Here is a 16,918-nt window from a genome sequence, read left to right on the forward strand (position 1 = left end):
GTCTTAGCGGGCCGGTGTGATGGTGGGCCCGGTGTGGGTGGCGGTCAGCGGGGTGCCGTTCTTCGACTGGATCACCTTGGCGGTGTAGGGCGCGTTGCCGAGCCAGCGCGAGACGCTCCAGTCGCCGGAGGCGTTCGCGGTCCCGGTGACGGGTGCGAGGCCGTAGCCGAGGTGCACGGCGATGTCGGCACCCGGGGTGGCGGTGCCCGTGAACGTGACGACGCTGCCCGCGGCGAAGGTGCTGCGATCGGTGGGCGCGGTCACGACGACGGGTGCGGTCGTGGCGGCAGGAGTAATGGTCGGGCCCGTGTGCGCGCCACCGATCTGCTTGCCGTCCTTCGACTGGGTGATGGTCGCGGTGTAGGGCGCGTTGCCGAGCCAGCGGGACACGGTCCAGTTCCCGTTCTCGTCGGCTTCGGCGACCAGGGGTGCGAGGCCGTAGCCGAGGCGGACCGAGACGGTGGCCTCAGGGGTGGCGGTGCCGGTGTAGGTGACGACGCTGCCGGCGGCGAAGGTGCTGCCATCGGCCGGCGCGGTGACGACGATGGGTGCGGTCGTCGCGGCCGGGGTGATCGTCGGGCCGGTGTGACGCTCACCGATCTGCTGGCCGTCCTTCGACTGGGTGATGGTCGCGGTGTACGGCGCGTTGCCGAGCCAGCGCGAGACGGTCCAGTCGCCGGACGCGTTCGCGGTCCCCGTGACGGGCGCGAGGCCGTAGCCGAGACGCACGGCGATATCGGCACCCGGGGTGGCGGTGCCGGCGAAGGTCACGATGCTGCCCGCGGCGAAGGTGCTGCCGTCGGTGGGTGTGGTGACCGTGATGGGCTTCTCGGCGACCTCGCCGTCCTCGCCGCCTTCGGAGCCGTCGGCGACGGTGAACGACCGGGTCGACACGGCCAGGCCGGCGTCCGTCCAGTACGGCGTCTCCGTGACCGTCATCTCGTGGTCGCCGGCGGACAGCGGTGCGTCGAGTTCGACGCTCCAGCTGCCGTCGGCGAACACGTCGGCCTTGCCGAGTTCGACGACGAGGGTCGCGGAGCCCTCCGTCGTGCTGCTGATGGCTACGGTCGATCCAGGGATCCCGGTACCGGTGAAGACCTCGGTGTCGGCGGGGATGGTCTCGCCCTCGGCGGGCGAGGTGACGTCGATCGGGAAGATCTCGGAGGCGTCGAATCCCTCTGTGGGCTCGACCACGACGGTGGTGCGGTCCGACATGGCCAGATCCCGGACGGTGATGACGTCGAGCTCCTCACCCGCGTACTCGGCATCGACGGAGATCATGAACGCACCGTTCCAGGTGGTGTCGGCGCCGCCGATGAAGCGCCCCTCGTGCTGGACGATCACGCCCGGCACGTCGAACTCGGTGGCGAAGTACGACGTCGTCCCCGCGAGATAGAAGCCGTTCTCGGCATCGCCCACGATCCCGTGGATCCGAGGTGCCGCGAGAGGAGATGGCTCGGGGGCGGCGACCGGCGTGAGGGGGATCTCGAGGGATCGGCCCCGGTTCTCGCCCAGGATGCCGGTGACGGTGGCGGTCGCACCGGCGAGCGAGCCGTCGAGCACGAAGGTGAAGCGTCCGTTGCCGCCGCGCACGGTCTCCTCGTGGTCTCCGACGACGATCTCGGCCGTGGTCGCGCGGTTGGCGATGACCCGGACGACGATCTTCCCCGACGCGTTCTCGGTGACCGACGACAGCATCGGCTGACTCGGCGTCCAGCCGGCGGCGGCGTCGTCATCGGCGTCGTCGACGATACTGAAGGCTGTCCGCGTCTCCTGCTTGGCGGCGGAGGCCCAGGTCGGTGTCTCGGTGATGACGGTGTCGTGGCTCCCGGCGGGGAGAGCCGGCGAGGTGCAGCTCCAGTCGCCCAGCGACGAGACGCGGGTCTCGCACAGCGTCGAGGAGGCGCGGTTCGTCTTCTCGTCGCGGGTAACGACGATCTGCGAGTTCGGGATGCCGGACCCGGCGAAGGTCGCCTCGGGGGTCGCGAGCACGTCGCCCGCCGTGGGCGATGCGACCTCGAGCGGGTGGACCTCGGAGGCGGTGTTGCTCTCGGTCTCGACGAGCTCGACGGCGACGGCGTCGCTCTCCAGGCCGGAGCGCGTGGCACGGATCTCGAGCGTCTCACCGGCGTGCGCGGCGGGCACGCGGAGCGCGAACGCGCCGTTGGCGTCGGCGGCGTCGTAGACGAGGCCGAGGCTCGGAGCCACGACCACGGGTCGCTCGAACATGAGGGGATCGGACGTGACGGTGCCCTCCACCACGATGTGGTCGTCACCGTCGTAACGGGACACCGCGTGCACCACGGGGGTGCCGGGGGCGTCGGCCTCGCCGTCGGCGAGGAACGGCTCGAGGACGACCTCGACGGGGGCGGACCATCGGCCGTCCGAGCCCAGGGCCGTGATGACGGCGGTCTTGCCGAGGCTCTCGTTCGGCAGGATCGACGTGAAGCGGCCCTGCCGGACGATGGGGACGTCGCCCAGCCCGCCCGGGATGGCGATGTTGATCATCTGCGCCCCGGGGGCTGATCCGTTAAGGGTGAAGTGATCGGTGCCGTAGGCCTCGATCCTGCGGACCTGAGGGGCGACGGTGCTCGTGGCTGATGTCGACGCGTCGGCAGCCGGGTTGCTCACGGCGGAGGAGCCCGCCCCGGGTGTCGACGAGGGTGCCGCGAGAGCGGCGGTGGGGGAGAGGGTGCCCGCAGCGAGGGCTGCGAGGCTGAGGGCGGTGAGGCCCGATCTGATCGTGCTCATGTCTGCTTTCGGATGGGGACGGTGAAGACCGATCGGGACGGCTGTCTCGTATATTACATTCGAATGGCGCGTGTCCTGGCGCGTGTCCTGGCGCGATGGATCCGTCGATGGATTCGGGGATTCCCTTCACCGGAGGCATGTGCAGCCCCGTGGGCGACATCCTGTGAGCCCGTGACGCCCGAGTCGACGAAGCCCCCGGAGCGAGCGTGGGCTCGTTCCAGGGGCTTCGTCGTGTCGTCGAGGCGACTGCCGCCTTTCGGCGGTTCGCCGCCGTGTCTTAGCGGGCGGGGGTGATGGTGGGCCCGGTGTGGGTGGCGGTGAGCGGGGTGCCGTTCTTGGACTGGATCACCTTGGCGGTGTAGGGCGCGTTGCCGAGCCAGCGCGAGACGCTCCAGTCGCCGGAGGCGTTCGCGGTCCCGGTGACGGGTGCGAGTCCGTAGCCGAGGTGCACGGCGATGTCGGCGCCCGGGGTGGCGGTGCCGGTGAACGTCACGGCGCTGCCCGCGGCGAACGTGCTGCCGTCGACGGGTGCGGTGACGACGACGGGTGCGGTCGTGGCGGCAGGCGTGATCGTCGGGCCGGTGTGCGACCCGCCGATCTGCTTGCCGTCCTTGGACTGCGTGATGGTCGCGGTGTAGGGCGCGTTGCCGAGCCAGCGCGACACTGTCCAGTCGCCGTTCTCGTCGGCGTCGGCGACCAGGGGCGCCAGGCCGTACCCGAGGCGGACCGAGACGGTGGCCTCGGCGGTGGCGGTGCCGGTGTAGGTCACGACGCTGCCGGCGGCGAAGGTGCCGCCGTCAGTGGGTGCGGTGACGACGATCGGTGCGGTCGTCGCGGCGGGGGTGATGGTCGGGCCGGTGTGACGCTCACCGATCTGCTTGCCGTCTTTCGACTGGGTGATGGTCGCGGTGTAGGGCGCGTTGCCGAGCCAGCGGGACACGGTCCAGTTCCCGTTCTCGTCCGCTTCGGCGACCAGGGGCGCCAAGCCGTAGCCGAGACGGACCGAGACGGTGGCCTCAGGGGTGGCCGTGCCGGTGTAGGTCACGACGCTGCCGGCGGCGAAGGTGCTGCCGTCGACCGGTGTGGTGACGGTGATCGCTCGCTCGTCGGACTCGCCGCCTTCGGAGTCGTCGCCGTCTTCGGAGCCGTCGGAGCCGTCGGAGACGGTGAACGAGCGGGCCGAGGTGACCGAGGCCACGCCCGGCCAGTACGGCGTCTCGGTGACGGTCATCTCGTGGTCGCCGGCCAGCAGGGGAGCAGTGACGGGCACGCTCCAGCTGCCGTCGCCGAGCACACTCGTGATGAGCGGCGCGTCGCCTTCGGTGGCCGACGACTCGATCGAGATCCGCGCGCCGGGGATGCCCTCGCCGACCAGGGAGGTCAGGTCGGGGGTGACGCTCTCACCCTCGGCGGGCGAGGTCACCTCGAGCGGGAACGCCTCGGAGGCCGTGTTGCCCTCGGTCGGCTCGACCGTGATCGTGGTCGCCTCGGAGAGTTCGGCGTTCCGGACCGTGATGAGGTCGATGTCCTGACCGGCGTACTCGGCCGGGATGGCGATGAAGAACGCGCCGTTCCAGGTGGCCCCCGTCGCACCGATGAACTCGCCGTCGACCTGCGCGATCACCGACGGGACGGAGTACTCGTCGTCGAAGTACGAGGTCGTGCCCTGGACGTAGAACGGCTCGCCCTCGGACTTCGTCACGCCGTGCGCCTGCGGGGCTGCCAGCGGCGAGCCCGCCGGGGCCTCGGTCGGGGTCAGATCGATCTCGATGGAGTCGCCATCGCCCTCAGGGGACACACCCGTGATCGTCGCGGTCTGGCCGAGCATCGATCCGTCGAGCGTGAACGGGAATCGACCGTGCTGCCCGCGGGGCAGGGTCTCGCTGTGGTCGCCGACCTCGATGCGGGCCTGGCCCGCGCCGTTGACGATGGCACGGACGATCAGGCTGCCGTCGGCCTCTTCCGTCACCGACGACAGGATCGGGGTCGCGGGGCCGCCGGTGTTCGACGCGCCGGGATCGGGCGTGGTGTCGGCGACGGAGAACGCGGTGCCCGCGGTCTGCTTCGGCGCGGTGGTCCAGGTGGGCGTCTCGGTCACGACGGTGTCGTAGCTCCCGGCGGGAAGCGCCGGCGAGGTGCAGCTCCAGTCGCCGAGCGAGGTCACGCGGGTCTCGCACAGGGTCGAGGAGGCGCGGTTCGTCTTCTCGTCGCGGCTCACGACGATCTGCGAGTTCGGGATCCCGGACCCCGTGAACGTCGCCTCGGGGGCCGCCAGCACGTCGCCCGCCGTAGGCGACTCGACCTCGAGCGGGTGGACCTCGGAGGCGGTGTTGCGCTCGGTCTCGACGAGCTCGACCTGGGCAGTTTCACTCGCGTGGCCCCGGTAGTAGGCGGTCACGTCGATGATCTCGCCGGCGCGCGAGGCGGGCACGGTGAGCGAGAACGACCCGTTCTCGGACGGGAAGTCCCATGACATCCCGGATCGGTTGGCCCACACCTCGGTCTTCGAGAACAGATCGGGCTGGTGCGCCACGGTGCCCTCGATGACGAAGCTGTCGTCGTCGTACTGGCTGACGGCGTGGATGACGGGCGTGCCGGGCGCCTCGTTCTCGCCCTCGGCGTACTGGGGCTCGAGGACGAAGTCGACCTCGACCACGCCCTGCGGGGTGTACGAGATCAGCGTGGCGTTCTTGCCGAGGTGGGCGATGTCGATGAGGGCGGCGAAGCGGCCGTCGACGACACCGGCGCCTTCGCTCGGTCCGCCCTCGACGCGGATGCCCACGACGCGGGCGCCCGGGGCCATGCCCATGACCGACAGCTCGTCGCGGTCGGACGGCTCGATGGAGGCGATGCGAGGTGCTGCGGCGGCGGTCGCCGAGGTGGATGTCGAGGACGGTGACGCCGCGGCCGTGGTCTCGTTCGCGACGGGGGCCCCGGAGCCCGGTTCTGCGGCGACGGGTGAGGCCGTCCCCAGGGTGAGTGCGGCGAGACCGGCCATGGCCAGCCCGGTGGTGATCTTCTTCTTCATGTCTTCTCTCGGATGAGGTGCAGGGAAGACCGATCGGGGCGGCCGACTCGTATATTACATTCGAATCGCCCTCATCGAGACCGTGGGAGTCAGTCGATGGACCGCTGGACGCCCTTCACCGGAAGCATCAGCAGGAGCCCGGCGAGCAGTACGAGGGCGATGCCGACGATGCCGTAGCGCGTGTCGCCCGTCGCCGAGACGAACAGCGTGAAGAGCCCCGGGGCCAGGAAGCTCACCGCGCGCCCCGTCGTGGCGTAGAGGCCGAAGATCTCGCCCTCGCGCCCCGGCGGCGTGACGCGGGCGAGGAACGACCGGCTCGCCGACTGGATTGGCCCGACGAAGAGGGCGAGCGCCAGGCCGAAGACCCAGAAGAGATCCGTCGCCGTCCCGATGGCGAGCACGGCGAAGGCGGCGATCACGAGACCGACGAGCGACCCGACGATGATCGTCTTCGCCCCGAGCCGATCGTCGAGCCAGCCGCCGACGAACGTGCCGATGCCGGCCACGAGGTTCGCCCCGACCGCGAAGTAGATGACCATGCTCGGGGTGAAGCCGAACACCTGCGCCGCGATGATCGCGCCGAAGGTGAACACCGCCGCGAGGCCGTCGCGGAACACCGCGCTGGCCAGCAGGAACAGCAGCACCTGGCGGTTGGTCCGCCAGAGCTTCGCGATCGTGGAGCCGAGGAGGCGGTACGAACCCCACAGCCCCACCCGCGCGCGTGCCGCGGTGGCGGGCGGTTCGGGCACCGCGAGCAGCACCGGCACCGCGAACACGGCGAACCACGCGGCGGAGACGAGGACGGCCCAGCGGACGTCCCACGCGCCTCCTTCCGTCCCGGTCGGCACGGCGAGGAGGCCGCCGCGGCCGTCGACGCCGAAGCTCTGCAGGAACGCGACGAGCAGCACCAGCAGCAGCACGATGCCGCCGACGTAGCCGAGGCCCCAGCCGAATCCCGACACCTTGCCGATCGTCTTGGGCGTCGAGACCTGCACGAGCATCGCGTTGTAGTTGACGCTGGCGAACTCGAAGAAGATGTTGCCGACGGCGAGCAGGGCCGCGCCGAACACGAGGTAGCCCGGCACCGGGGCGACGAGGACCATCGCGGCCATCGCCGCCACGACGAGGCCGGTGTTGACCGCGAGCCACAGCTTGCGTCGACCGGAGCCGTCGCTCCGCTGACCGAGCACGGGTGCGAGCAGCGCGATCAGGATGCCGGCGATCGTCAGCGCGGTCGAGATGACCGTCGCGTTCTCGGCCTTGGCGAGCACGAGGGCCGCGTTGCGGGTGTCATCCCCCGCCGCCGCGACGATCGCGGGGTCGACGAACGCGCCGCTCGCCAGATAGGTGCTGAAGACGAACGAGGTGACGACGGCGTTGAACGCGGCCGAGCCCCAGTCCCAGAGCGCCCACGAGATCACCCGGCCACGGGGGATCGGTGCGGTGTCGGCGAGCGTCTGCGCTGCGGTCATGGGGGTCAACCTAGTCGGCGGGGGTGTCCTGCCGGCACCGCGCCTCCTGCGGGGGCGACCCCCGTTCGAGACTTGAGTGTTTCTGGCTCAACTTTCAGCTTCACAGCTTGACCTCGGCGAGGGCGCGAGTAAAGTTGAGCCTGGCCGACTCAAGGCCGGCCCCACAAGTTTCCGCAACAGCGCACCACGAAGGAGAACAGCACATGGCACGTGCAGTAGGAATCGACCTCGGAACCACCAACTCGGTCGTCAGCGTCCTCGAGGGCGGCGAGCCCACCGTCATCGCGAACGCCGAGGGTCTGCGCACGACCCCCTCGGTCGTCGCGTTCACGAAGGACGGCGAGGTGCTGGTCGGCGAGACCGCCAAGCGCCAGGCCGTCACCAACGTCGACCGCACCATCGCGTCGGTCAAGCGTCACGTCGGCACCGACTGGAAGGTCGAGATCGACGACAAGAAGTACACCCCCCAGGAGATCAGCGCGCGCATCCTCGCGAAGCTGAAGCGCGACGCCGAGCAGTACCTCGGCGAAGAGGTCACCGACGCGGTCGTGACCGTGCCCGCGTACTTCAACGACTCCGAGCGTCAGGCCACGAAGGAGGCCGGCGAGATCGCGGGTCTCAACGTGCTCCGCATCATCAACGAGCCCACCGCCGCGGCCCTGGCCTACGGCCTCGACAAGGGCAAGGAGGACGAGCTCATCCTCGTCTTCGACCTCGGTGGCGGAACCTTCGACGTATCGCTGCTCGAAGTGGGCAAAGACGACGACTTCTCCACCATCCAGGTGCGCAGCACCTCGGGTGACAACCGCCTCGGCGGCGACGACTGGGACAACCGCATCGTCGAGCACCTGATCAAGAAGTTCAAGGACAACAACGGCGTCGACCTGTCGACCGACAAGATCGCGAAGCAGCGCCTCAAGGAGGCCGCCGAGCAGGCCAAGAAGGAGCTGTCGTCGAGCACCTCGACCAGCATCCAGCTGCCCTACCTCACGCTGACGGCCGACGGCCCGCTCAACCTCGACGAGACCATCTCGCGCTCGCAGTTCGAGCAGTGGACGAGCGACCTCCTCGACCGCACCAAGAAGCCCTTCAACGACGTCATCAAGGAGGCCGGTGTCAAGGTCGGCGACATCTCGCACGTCGTCCTCGTCGGCGGTTCGACCCGCATGCCGGCCGTCACCGATGTCGTCAAGCAGCTGACCGGCGGCCGCGAGCCCAACAAGGGCGTGAACCCCGACGAGGTCGTGGCCGTGGGCGCCGCCCTGCAGGCCGGCGTGCTGAAGGGCGAGCGCAAGGACGTCCTGCTGATCGACGTCACCCCGCTGAGCCTCGGCATCGAGACCAAGGGCGGCGCGATGACCAAGCTCATCGAGCGCAACACGGCCATCCCGACCAAGCGCAGCGAGACCTTCACGACGGCCGACGACAACCAGCCGTCCGTCGCCATCCAGGTCTTCCAGGGCGAGCGCGAGTTCACCCGCGACAACAAGAACCTCGGCACCTTCGAGCTGACCGGCATCGCCCCCGCCCCGCGTGGCGTGCCGCAGATCGAGGTCACCTTCGACATCGACGCCAACGGCATCGTGCACGTGTCCGCGAAAGACAAGGGCACCGGCACCGAGCAGTCGATGGTCATCTCCGGCGGCTCGTCGCTCTCGAAGGACGACATCGAGCGCATGGTCCGCGAGGCGGAGGAGCACGCCGCCGAAGACAAGGCGCGTCGCGAGGCCAACGAGACCCGCAACAACGCCGAGCAGCTCGTCTACTCGATCGAGAAGCTGATCAAGGACAACGACGACAAGCTCCCCGCCGACGTCAAGTCCGAGGTCCAGGCCGACGTCGACGCGCTGAAGTCGGCCCTCGCCGGCGACGACGAGTCCGCCGTCAAGCCCGCCTTCGACAAGCTCAACGAGAGCCAGTCGAAGCTCGGCCAGGCCATCTACTCGCAGGGCCAGGCCGACCAGGCCGGTGCCGCGGGTGCCGCCGGGCCCGAGGGCTCCGAGGGCGACGGTCAGACCCCGGCCGACGACGAGGACATCGTCGACGCCGAGGTCGTGGACGACGACGACAACGACAAGAAGTAGAGGCCCGCATGACTGACGAGCAGAACCGTCCCGCCGACGACGAGCAGTCCGAGCCGGTCGTCCGAGACAAGCGGCGACTCGACCCCGAGACCGGCGAGGTCCGGCCCGAGGCGAGCGCCGACGTCCCGTCCGAAGACGGCGGCACCGCAGCGGTCGACGGGGTCGACGACCTCCCGACCGTCGAGGCGCCCGACGTCGAGGTGCCGAGCGACGCCGAGGCGCCCGAGGGGGCGGCCGAGGCCGCGGCTGCGATGAGCGCCGAAGACGAGGCGATCCTCGACGAGGCGAGCCGCGATCTCGTCGCCGACATGCGCCAGGACATGCTCCGTGCGCAGGCCGAGCTGGTGAACTTCCGCCGTCGCGTCGAGCGCGATCGCGAGGCGAACCGCGAGGCCGTCGTCGCCGAGGTCGTCCGGTCGCTGCTGCCCGCGCTCGACGACCTCGTCCGCGCCGAGCAGCACGGCGACCTCGCCGAGGGTCCGATGACCGTCATCGCGCAGAAGATCCGCGGGGGTCTCGACAAGTTCGGGCTCGTGCAGATCGGCGCGAAGGGCGACGTCTTCGACCCGACCATGCACGACGCCCTCGTGCAGCTGCCGAGCCCCGACGTGACCGTCAACACGGTCGCCGACGTGATCGAGCCCGGCTACAAGATCGGCGACCGGGTCATCCGGGCCGCCAAGGTCGCGGTGCACGCACCGCAGTAGAACCACACCGCGACGCGAGTCGCGACCGGCGGTGGGCGCCTCGAGAAGGCGCCCACCGCCTCCCACATTCTCTCCGGCAGCCCCTCGCGGGCGGCCAAGATCCATGGAAGGAGGTGCCGCATGGCGAGTCAGGACTGGTTCGACAAAGACTTCTACGCCGTCCTCGGTGTCTCCAAAGACGTCACCCCCGCCGAGTTGAAGAAGGTGTACCGCAAGCTCGCTCGCAAGTACCACCCCGACTCCAACCCGGGCGACGCGGCCAGCGAGGCGAAGTTCAAAGAGGTCAGCGAGGCGCACTCGGTGCTCGCCGACCCCGAGCAGCGCAAAGAGTACGACCAGGTGCGCGCCATGGGCGGCGGTGCCCGCTTCTCGGCCGGCAGCGGCGGCCCCGGCGCCCGAGGCGGCGGCTTCGAGGACGTCTTCGGCGGCATGTTCGGGCAGGGCGGCGGCGGCCAGCGCACGCAGTACCGGCAGCCCGGCGGCGGTGGCGGCGGCTTCGACGACATCTTCAGCGGCATGTTCGGCGGCGGCGGGGGCGGCTTCGGTCAGACCAGCGGCGGCTACCGCGGGTTCGGCGGGCCGCAGAAGGGCCGCGACATGACGGCCACGACCACGCTCGACTTCCAGACCGCCATCGTGGGCGAGACCATCTCGCTGCAGGCCTCCAACGGCAAGCCGATGAAGGTCAAGATCCCCGCGGGCGTGCACGACGGCCAGAAGATCCGCCTCCGCGGTCGCGGCGAGCCCAGCCCCGACGGCGGCGAGGCCGGCGACCTCGTGCTGACGATCGCGGTGCGGAAGCACCCCGTCTTCGAGCTCGACGGCCAGAACCTCCGTGTCGACGTGCCCGTGACGTTCGCCGAGGCGGCGCTCGGCGCGACCATCGAGGTGCCGACCCTCGGCGGCGACCCGGTGCGTCTGCGCGTCGCGGCGGGCACTCCGAGCGGCCGCGTGCTGCGGGTCAAGGGGCGCGGTGTCGCGACCAAGAACGGCACCGGCGACCTGCTCGCCACGGTGCAGGTGGCCGTGCCCGCGCACCTGAACGACAAGGCCCGCGAGGCCGTCGAGGCGCTGGCCGCCGCGCTGCCGGCCGAGAACCCGCGCGACGACCTGATCGCCCGCGCCCGGGCCTGATCGGACGACGACGATGACCGAGCGCAGAGACCCGGCCGACCCGGCGACCGGCTGGGCGATGGACGAGTCGTCGCCGATCTTCGCCATCGCGACCGCGGCCGAGCTGGCCGGCATGCACGCTCAGACGCTGCGACAGTACGACCGGCTCGGTCTGGTCGTGCCGCAGCGGACCGCCGGCAAGTCGCGTCGCTACTCGATGCGCGACGTCGTGCAGCTGCGCGAGATCTCGCGCCTCGGCGGCGAGGGTGTCTCGCTCGAAGGGATCAAACGCATCCTCGAGCTCGAGAACCAGGTGACCGCCCTGAACTCGCGGGTGCGCGAGCTCGAGCGGGCACTCGCCGACGAGCTCGTCAACCGCCCCGGGAGCCGCGTCTTCGCCGCCGGCGAGAGCGGCGTGGTGCCGCTCAAGCACGGCACCCGCCCGGCACGCCAGACGTCGCTCGTCGTCTGGCGTCCGCTCCGCTGACGCGGGCTCACCGCCGCACCGGTACCGTGTCGGGGTGATCGACTTCGACCGGCTCCGCCGATGGCCCGACGTCGAGGCGCCCGAGCTGCTGGCCCACGACGCCACCGACCGGCTGCTGCTCGACACCGCCGAGGAGGCGCTGGTCGCCCATCCCGACCGGGTCACGGTGATCGGCGATCGCTACGGCGCCCTCGCCCTCGGCGCAGCCGCCCTGGTCGGCGCGCACCCGATCCGCTCGCACCAGGACGCCCGTTCGGGCGAACTGGCGCTCGCCGCCAACACCGAGAGGCTGGGGTCGTCGGCCGTGGTCGTCGGGCATGCGCTCGACGCCGCGCTGGTCGACGGCGCCCGGGTCGTCCTGCTGCAGCTGCCCCGGGGGCTCGACGCCCTCGACGAGATCGCGGCGCTCGTGGCCCGGCACGCCGACCCCGACGTCCAGGTCTTCGCCGGGGGGCGCGTCAAGCACATGACCACCGCGATGAACGACGTCCTCGCGCGTCGCTTCGCGTCGGTGACGGCCGGGCTCGCACGTCAGAAGTCGCGCGTCGTCACCGCGTCCGGGCCGGTCCGAGGAGGCGCACCCGACTGGCCGCGCACCTCCCGCCACGGTGATCTGGTCGTCGTCGCCCACGGGGCCGCGTTCGCCGGATCCACCGTCGACATCGGCACGCGGGCGCTGCTCGAGGCGCTCAGCGGGGTGGAGCCCGGGGCTGCGCTGGGCGCTGAGCCCGGGGCTTCGCCTGCGCACGAGACCCCGCTCGCGGTCGATCTCGGCTGCGGAACGGGCGTGCTCGCCACCTCGTGGGCGCGCGACCACCCCGGCTGGCGGGTGATCGCCACCGACCAGTCGTGGGCCGCCGTGTCGTCGGCGGAGGCGACGGCCGCCGCCAACGGGGTCGCCGACCGGGTGGAGGTGCGGCGCGACGACGCCGGTTCGTCGATACCCGACGGGTCGGCCTATCTGGTGCTGCTCAATCCGCCGTTCCACGTCGGGGCGACGGTGCATGCCGGCATCGCGCACAAGCTGTTCGACGCCGCGGCGCGGATGCTCGCCCCCGGCGGCGAGCTCTGGTGCGTGTGGAACTCTCCGCTCGCCTACCGCGGTGCGCTCGAGCGCGCCGTGGGCCCCACGCGGCAGGTCGCCCGCACCGCCAAGTTCACGGTGACGGTCTCCGTCCGACGCTGAGGTCGGCTCGAGCCGGCCTAGAGGCTCAGTGACGCGTCGATGTAGGCCAGCAGGGCGGCGGCGTAGGCGTCCTCGGGGTCGGCGGCCCGGAAGACGCGCTCTCCGCCCGACGAGTCGACCCGGACCTCGTAGACAATCCGCTCGGCTGTCGGGCCCGCCTCGTCGCCGTGAGCGTCGCCGTCGCCGTCGGCCGAGGAGGCGCGGGTCAACGAGCGGAACGACCGCGCCAGCAGGGCCCTCAGCTGGTCCTCCCGGGGCAGCCAGAGCGACTGGTCGGCGGCGACGGAGTCGAGCGCCCACTCGGTCGTCCCGTTGAAGCCGAGGACGGTGCCCGTCGGGTACTCGTGGGCCTCGATGGTCATCTCGCTGATGGTGAAGACGTCGCCGACGAACTCGCCTCGATCGATGACGAACCGGTCGCCGGTGGTCGGATGCCAGCGCAGCCCGGCGTCGTGGAGTCGGCGGGCCAGAGTCACATCGAGCATCGTCCCAGTCTGCGCTCGCCCGGGCCGATGCGGCCCGACACGCCTCGGGCGCCGGCCGGCCCCGTGTCGCCCCGAGGGGGGCGACACGGAGCCGGCTGGATCGATCAGCCCCCGGCCGGCCCGAACCGGATCGGGTCGAGCGCGTCGTCGGCATGGCCCGCGGCCTGCTGCGTGAAGACGAGCGTGTACACGTGCTCCGGGCCGAACCGCCGGGTGAACGACCAGTCGCCGTTCCGGTCGGCCGTGGGGGTCGCGAGCTGCACCCCGGAGGCCGTCGAGACGTCGATCGTCGCGAACGGCGTCGCGCGTCCGGCGAACCTCACGTCGACGTCCCTGTCGTAACCGTCGTCGATCACCGGGGAGTCGATGGTCATGCGCTGCCAGACGGGTGCGAGGAGGGTGAGGCGCGTCTCGTCGGTCTCGCCCGCTCTGTCCTGCTGCACGGTGAGGATGTAGTCGCTCCGCGGCCCGAGCTCGCGCTGGATGCTCCAGCGGCCGTCGAGATCGACCTCCGAGGTGCCCATGGCCGCACCCCACTGGTTCGTCACCCGCACGGTGGCGCCTGGCGTGCCCGTGCCGCCGAGCGTGACGGGACCCGGGCGGTAGGTCTCACCGTCGTCGTGGCTGGTCACGGTGACCGGCCGCAGCGCGATGTCGGGCGCCCAGACGAACCGCAGCGCGTCGCCCTGGTCGGTCGTCGCCGCCTGCTCGATGGTCAGCGTGTACGTCCGGACGGGGCCATACGCCCGGGTGTTCGACCAGGTGCCGTCCGCGGCGACCGGCGCCTGGAAGAGCACCGAGCCGAGGTCGGTCGTCACCGTCACGGTCGAGTGCGGAGTCGCGACTCCGCGGAACTCGGTCCGCGCACCCGGCTCGTAGCGGTCGCCGACCTCGGGGCTGAGCAGCTGCAGTGCCCGCCAGGCAGGCGGGTTCAGTACGAGCTCGACGGTGTTCGTCTCCGATCCGCGGGTCTGGACGACGGTCAGCGCGTACGAGGCTCGCGGCCCCATGTCGCGACGGACCGACCAGCGTCCGTCGGTGCCGACGGTCGTGGTGCCCATCGAGACGCCCCACTGGTTGGTGATGGCGATCGTCGCCCGGGGTGTGCCCGCGCCGACCAGCGTCACGGGACCCGGCACGTACTCGCCGCCGTCCACGTGGCTGGTCACGGTCGCCGGCACCCACCCGATGATGGGCGTCAGGCGCAGTCGGACCTGGTCGGGCTGCCCGTCGGGCGCCGTCTGCGAGATCCGCACGTCGTAGTCGGCCACCGGACCGAGTTCGGCCGGCGCGCTCCACTCGCCGGTGGTCTGCGACGCCCGCGTGGCGAAGAGGCGTCGATCCCACTGGTTGGTCGCCGTCACCCACGCCCCGGGGGTCGCGACGCCGCTGAAGGTCGTGAGGCCCGGCACGTAGCTGTCGTTCGCCGCGTGGCTGGTGACCTCGAGTGCTCGGAACGAGCCCAGGGGGAGCAGGGTGAACTCGGCCGACGACGAGGTGCGGCCGTCGACCAGGGTCTGCGTCGCGGTCAGCCGGTAGGCGGCCGTCGGCCCCCACGCGCGCTCGAACGACCAGGCGCCGTCGGCGTCCGCCACGGCGCGACCGGCCTCGTTCGTCCACTGGTTGCGGACCACGACGCGGGCGTACGGCGTCGCCGTCCCCGAGAGGGTGGTGGCTTCGCCGCTGCGGTACCAGCCGTCGGCCGGTCCGTCGACGACGACCGGCGAGAGCTCCTGTCGAGCGTCCGCGACGACCCGCACCCGGTCGGCCGACCGGACGTCTCCCCGCGCCCGCTGGGCGACCTCGATGGTGCTCTCGTCGTGCGACGGCGGCAGCTCCACCTCGACGGACCACGCGCCGTCCACGACGGCCGCGGTCTCCGAGCGGCCGTCGACCTCCACGGTGACCTCGGCCCCGGGCGCACCGGTGCCCGACACGGTCGTCACGCCGGGGACGACCTGGCCCGAGACGGGCGCGACCAGGTCGACCGCCGGTCCGAAGTCGACCTCGGCGCTCGTGCGTCCGGCGGGTGCGCCGTCGATGCTCTGCACGACGTCGAGCACGTGCCGACCCGGGCCGAGGTCGGGGTCGATCTCGAGCGCCCAGGCCTCGTCGACGACCTCGGTCGTCCCGAGAGGGGCGTCGTCGACGCTCACCTCGATGCGAGCCCCCTCGTGGCCTTCGCCGGACACCACCGCACGCTCGTCGAGCGCGTCGGGCAGCGTCACCTCGGCCGTCACCTCGCGGGGCGGCACCGTGATGGTGGTCGGCGTCGAGCCGACGGCGCGGAAGTCGCTGGGGGCACCCGTCCCCGAGAAGCCGAAGCCGAGCGAACCCGCCGCAGGGGACGCCGATGCCGGCGTGGCGATGTCGACCGTCCACCGGACCTCGCTCCCCGAGGGCAGCGCCTCGGCCGCATCACGCCAGTGCAGATCGTAGGAGGCGCGGCGACCGTCGGCCGCGGTCGTCCCGCCGACGAGATCCAGCCTGGTGTCGGGCGCCCACGTCCCGTCGGAGCCGCGACGTTCGGCGGACAGCGTCGTCTGGCCCGCCGAGAGGGTCGTGCCGCTCGGCGCGGTGATCTCGGCCACGCCCTCGAGGCGGGCGAAGTCGTCGATCGTCGTGACTCCGAGGAGCACGCCGGTGTCGGATCCGCGCTCGAGGTCGACGGTGGGGCCTGCCGCGGGGAGGATGCGGCCGCCGTCGACGACGTCGGCGTCGAGGGCGACCGCGTCGACGACCTCGCCGGCCACGACCTGCTCGATCCGGAGCTCGTTGTGCCCGATGGCGAGTCGCGTCGCGGTGATCCGGAAGGTCCCGTCCTCTCGGACGTCGGCCCGCACGGCACCGACCCGCACGGAGGCGAACGAGGTGGCCGTTCCCGTGATGACGGCCGTGCGGGCGATGTCGTTCACCTGGACCAGCTCGGCCTCGAGCGGGCGGCGATCGAACCGTCGGTCGGCGAGGGGCGCCGCCGGTGCCGTCAGCGCGGGTCGGAGGCCCGTGTTGGGCCACACCGACGGGTCGGCCGCCTGGACCGCGCCGAGTCCGACGTCGCCCGACGAGGGCCGCACCTGACCCTCGCGCGTCACCAGCCAGAGCCCGGCGGGGTCGTCGCAGGCGTCGGGCGCGGCGACGAGCGTGAGCGCGTCGGATCCGACCGGCAGGGACGTCAGGCACGCGTCGCCGGTGGGCAGGCTGACCGGAGCCGCCGCCGCGCCGGGCTCGGGCAGGGCCACGCGCGTGGCGGTGGTGAGCGCATCGGCCAGCTCCGCGTGCCGGGTGGCGCGGAACGAGTACCGGCCGTCGTCGTCGGGTTCGGGGCTCTCCCGGTAGGCCACGTAGCCGCCGTCGGCCGAGCGGAACGCCAGCGGGGTCGTGAACGGATTCGGGGTGACGGTCGACGCCACCGCCGGCGGCGTGAGGACCCCGCCGAGCAGGACGGCGGCGAGAGCGAGAGCGCCCGCCGCCTGAGGGAGTCGTTTCATGTGCTGGTCGTCTTTCTGGTCGTCGGAGGATCCCGGTCGAGGATCACGACTCTCATTAATGACACATGTCATCGGAATAAGCGACACGGACGACATGCCAGAGGGGCACCGCCGGCG

General features: G+C 71.5%; 10 protein-coding genes. 5 read left to right on the top strand and 5 right to left on the bottom strand.

Annotated elements, in window-relative coordinates:
- Positions 1–3 precede the first annotated feature (3 nt).
- The 3 genes from SOM11_RS11575 to SOM11_RS11585 form a co-directional block, all read right to left on the bottom strand.
- Positions 4–2,751 (bottom strand): hypothetical protein, encoded by a 2,748-nt coding sequence (locus SOM11_RS11575; protein ID WP_320478096.1) that lies wholly within the window; start codon positions 2,749–2,751, stop codon positions 4–6.
- Positions 2,752–3,028: 277 nt separating this feature from the next.
- A complete protein-coding gene (locus SOM11_RS11580; protein WP_320478097.1) occupies positions 3,029–5,779 on the bottom strand; it encodes a hypothetical protein in 2,751 nt (916 codons plus the stop codon).
- Positions 5,780–5,868: 89 nt separating this feature from the next.
- Positions 5,869–7,251: an MFS transporter gene (locus tag SOM11_RS11585; RefSeq protein WP_320478098.1), complete on the bottom strand. Its 1,383-nt coding sequence runs from the start codon at positions 7,249–7,251 to the stop codon at positions 5,869–5,871.
- A gap of 203 nt (positions 7,252–7,454) precedes the next feature.
- On the opposite strand from SOM11_RS11585, the gene dnaK reads away from it, so the two are divergent.
- The 5 genes from dnaK to SOM11_RS11610 all read left to right on the top strand — a co-directional run bounded on the left by dnaK (position 7,455) and on the right by SOM11_RS11610 (position 12,828).
- Positions 7,455–9,335 (top strand): molecular chaperone DnaK, encoded by a 1,881-nt coding sequence (dnaK, locus tag SOM11_RS11590; RefSeq protein WP_320478099.1) that lies wholly within the window; start codon positions 7,455–7,457, stop codon positions 9,333–9,335.
- A gap of 8 nt (positions 9,336–9,343) precedes the next feature.
- On the top strand, positions 9,344–10,042 hold the full coding sequence (locus SOM11_RS11595) for a nucleotide exchange factor GrpE (protein WP_320478100.1): 699 nt from the start codon (positions 9,344–9,346) through the stop codon (positions 10,040–10,042).
- Between the two features lie 120 nt (positions 10,043–10,162).
- Positions 10,163–11,176, top strand: a complete 1,014-nt coding sequence (locus SOM11_RS11600) for a DnaJ C-terminal domain-containing protein (RefSeq protein ID WP_192061592.1) — start codon at positions 10,163–10,165, stop codon at positions 11,174–11,176.
- Positions 11,177–11,234: 58 nt separating this feature from the next.
- Entirely contained in the window at positions 11,235–11,642 is a 408-nt protein-coding gene (locus tag SOM11_RS11605) for a heat shock protein transcriptional repressor HspR (RefSeq protein ID WP_192061599.1), read from the top strand.
- A 34-nt stretch (positions 11,643–11,676) separates the two neighbouring features.
- Positions 11,677–12,828 (top strand): class I SAM-dependent methyltransferase, encoded by a 1,152-nt coding sequence (locus SOM11_RS11610; protein ID WP_320478101.1) that lies wholly within the window; start codon positions 11,677–11,679, stop codon positions 12,826–12,828.
- Between the two features lie 17 nt (positions 12,829–12,845).
- On the opposite strand, the gene SOM11_RS11615 is transcribed toward SOM11_RS11610, so the two are convergent.
- Positions 12,846–13,313, bottom strand: a complete 468-nt coding sequence (locus SOM11_RS11615; protein WP_320478102.1) for a pilus assembly protein CpaE — start codon at positions 13,311–13,313, stop codon at positions 12,846–12,848.
- Positions 13,314–13,417: 104 nt separating this feature from the next.
- The gene (locus tag SOM11_RS11620) at positions 13,418–16,801 is read right to left on the bottom strand and encodes an Ig-like domain-containing protein (RefSeq protein ID WP_320478103.1); all 3,384 of its coding nucleotides are present in this window, start codon (positions 16,799–16,801) and stop codon (positions 13,418–13,420) included.
- Positions 16,802–16,918: the final 117 nt, after the last annotated feature.

This window comes from Frigoribacterium sp. CFBP9029 (assembly GCF_034045305.1).
GTDB lineage: Bacteria > Actinomycetota > Actinomycetes > Actinomycetales > Microbacteriaceae > Frigoribacterium.

What these genes read in the sequence shown, in the direction of transcription:
- SOM11_RS11575 (WP_320478096.1), bottom strand. Translation starts at nt 2,751, where the DNA reads ATGAGCACGATCAGATCGGGCCTCACCGCCCTCAGCCTCGCAGCCCTC.
- SOM11_RS11580 (WP_320478097.1), bottom strand. Translation starts at nt 5,779, where the DNA reads ATGAAGAAGAAGATCACCACCGGGCTGGCCATGGCCGGTCTCGCCGCA.
- SOM11_RS11585 (WP_320478098.1), bottom strand. Translation starts at nt 7,251, where the DNA reads ATGACCGCAGCGCAGACGCTCGCCGACACCGCACCGATCCCCCGTGGC.
- dnaK (WP_320478099.1), top strand. Translation starts at nt 7,455, where the DNA reads ATGGCACGTGCAGTAGGAATCGACCTCGGAACCACCAACTCGGTCGTC.
- SOM11_RS11595 (WP_320478100.1), top strand. Translation starts at nt 9,344, where the DNA reads ATGACTGACGAGCAGAACCGTCCCGCCGACGACGAGCAGTCCGAGCCG.
- SOM11_RS11600 (WP_192061592.1), top strand. Translation starts at nt 10,163, where the DNA reads ATGGCGAGTCAGGACTGGTTCGACAAAGACTTCTACGCCGTCCTCGGT.
- SOM11_RS11605 (WP_192061599.1), top strand. Translation starts at nt 11,235, where the DNA reads ATGGACGAGTCGTCGCCGATCTTCGCCATCGCGACCGCGGCCGAGCTG.
- SOM11_RS11615 (WP_320478102.1), bottom strand. Translation starts at nt 13,313, where the DNA reads ATGCTCGATGTGACTCTGGCCCGCCGACTCCACGACGCCGGGCTGCGC.
- SOM11_RS11620 (WP_320478103.1), bottom strand. Translation starts at nt 16,801, where the DNA reads ATGAAACGACTCCCTCAGGCGGCGGGCGCTCTCGCTCTCGCCGCCGTC.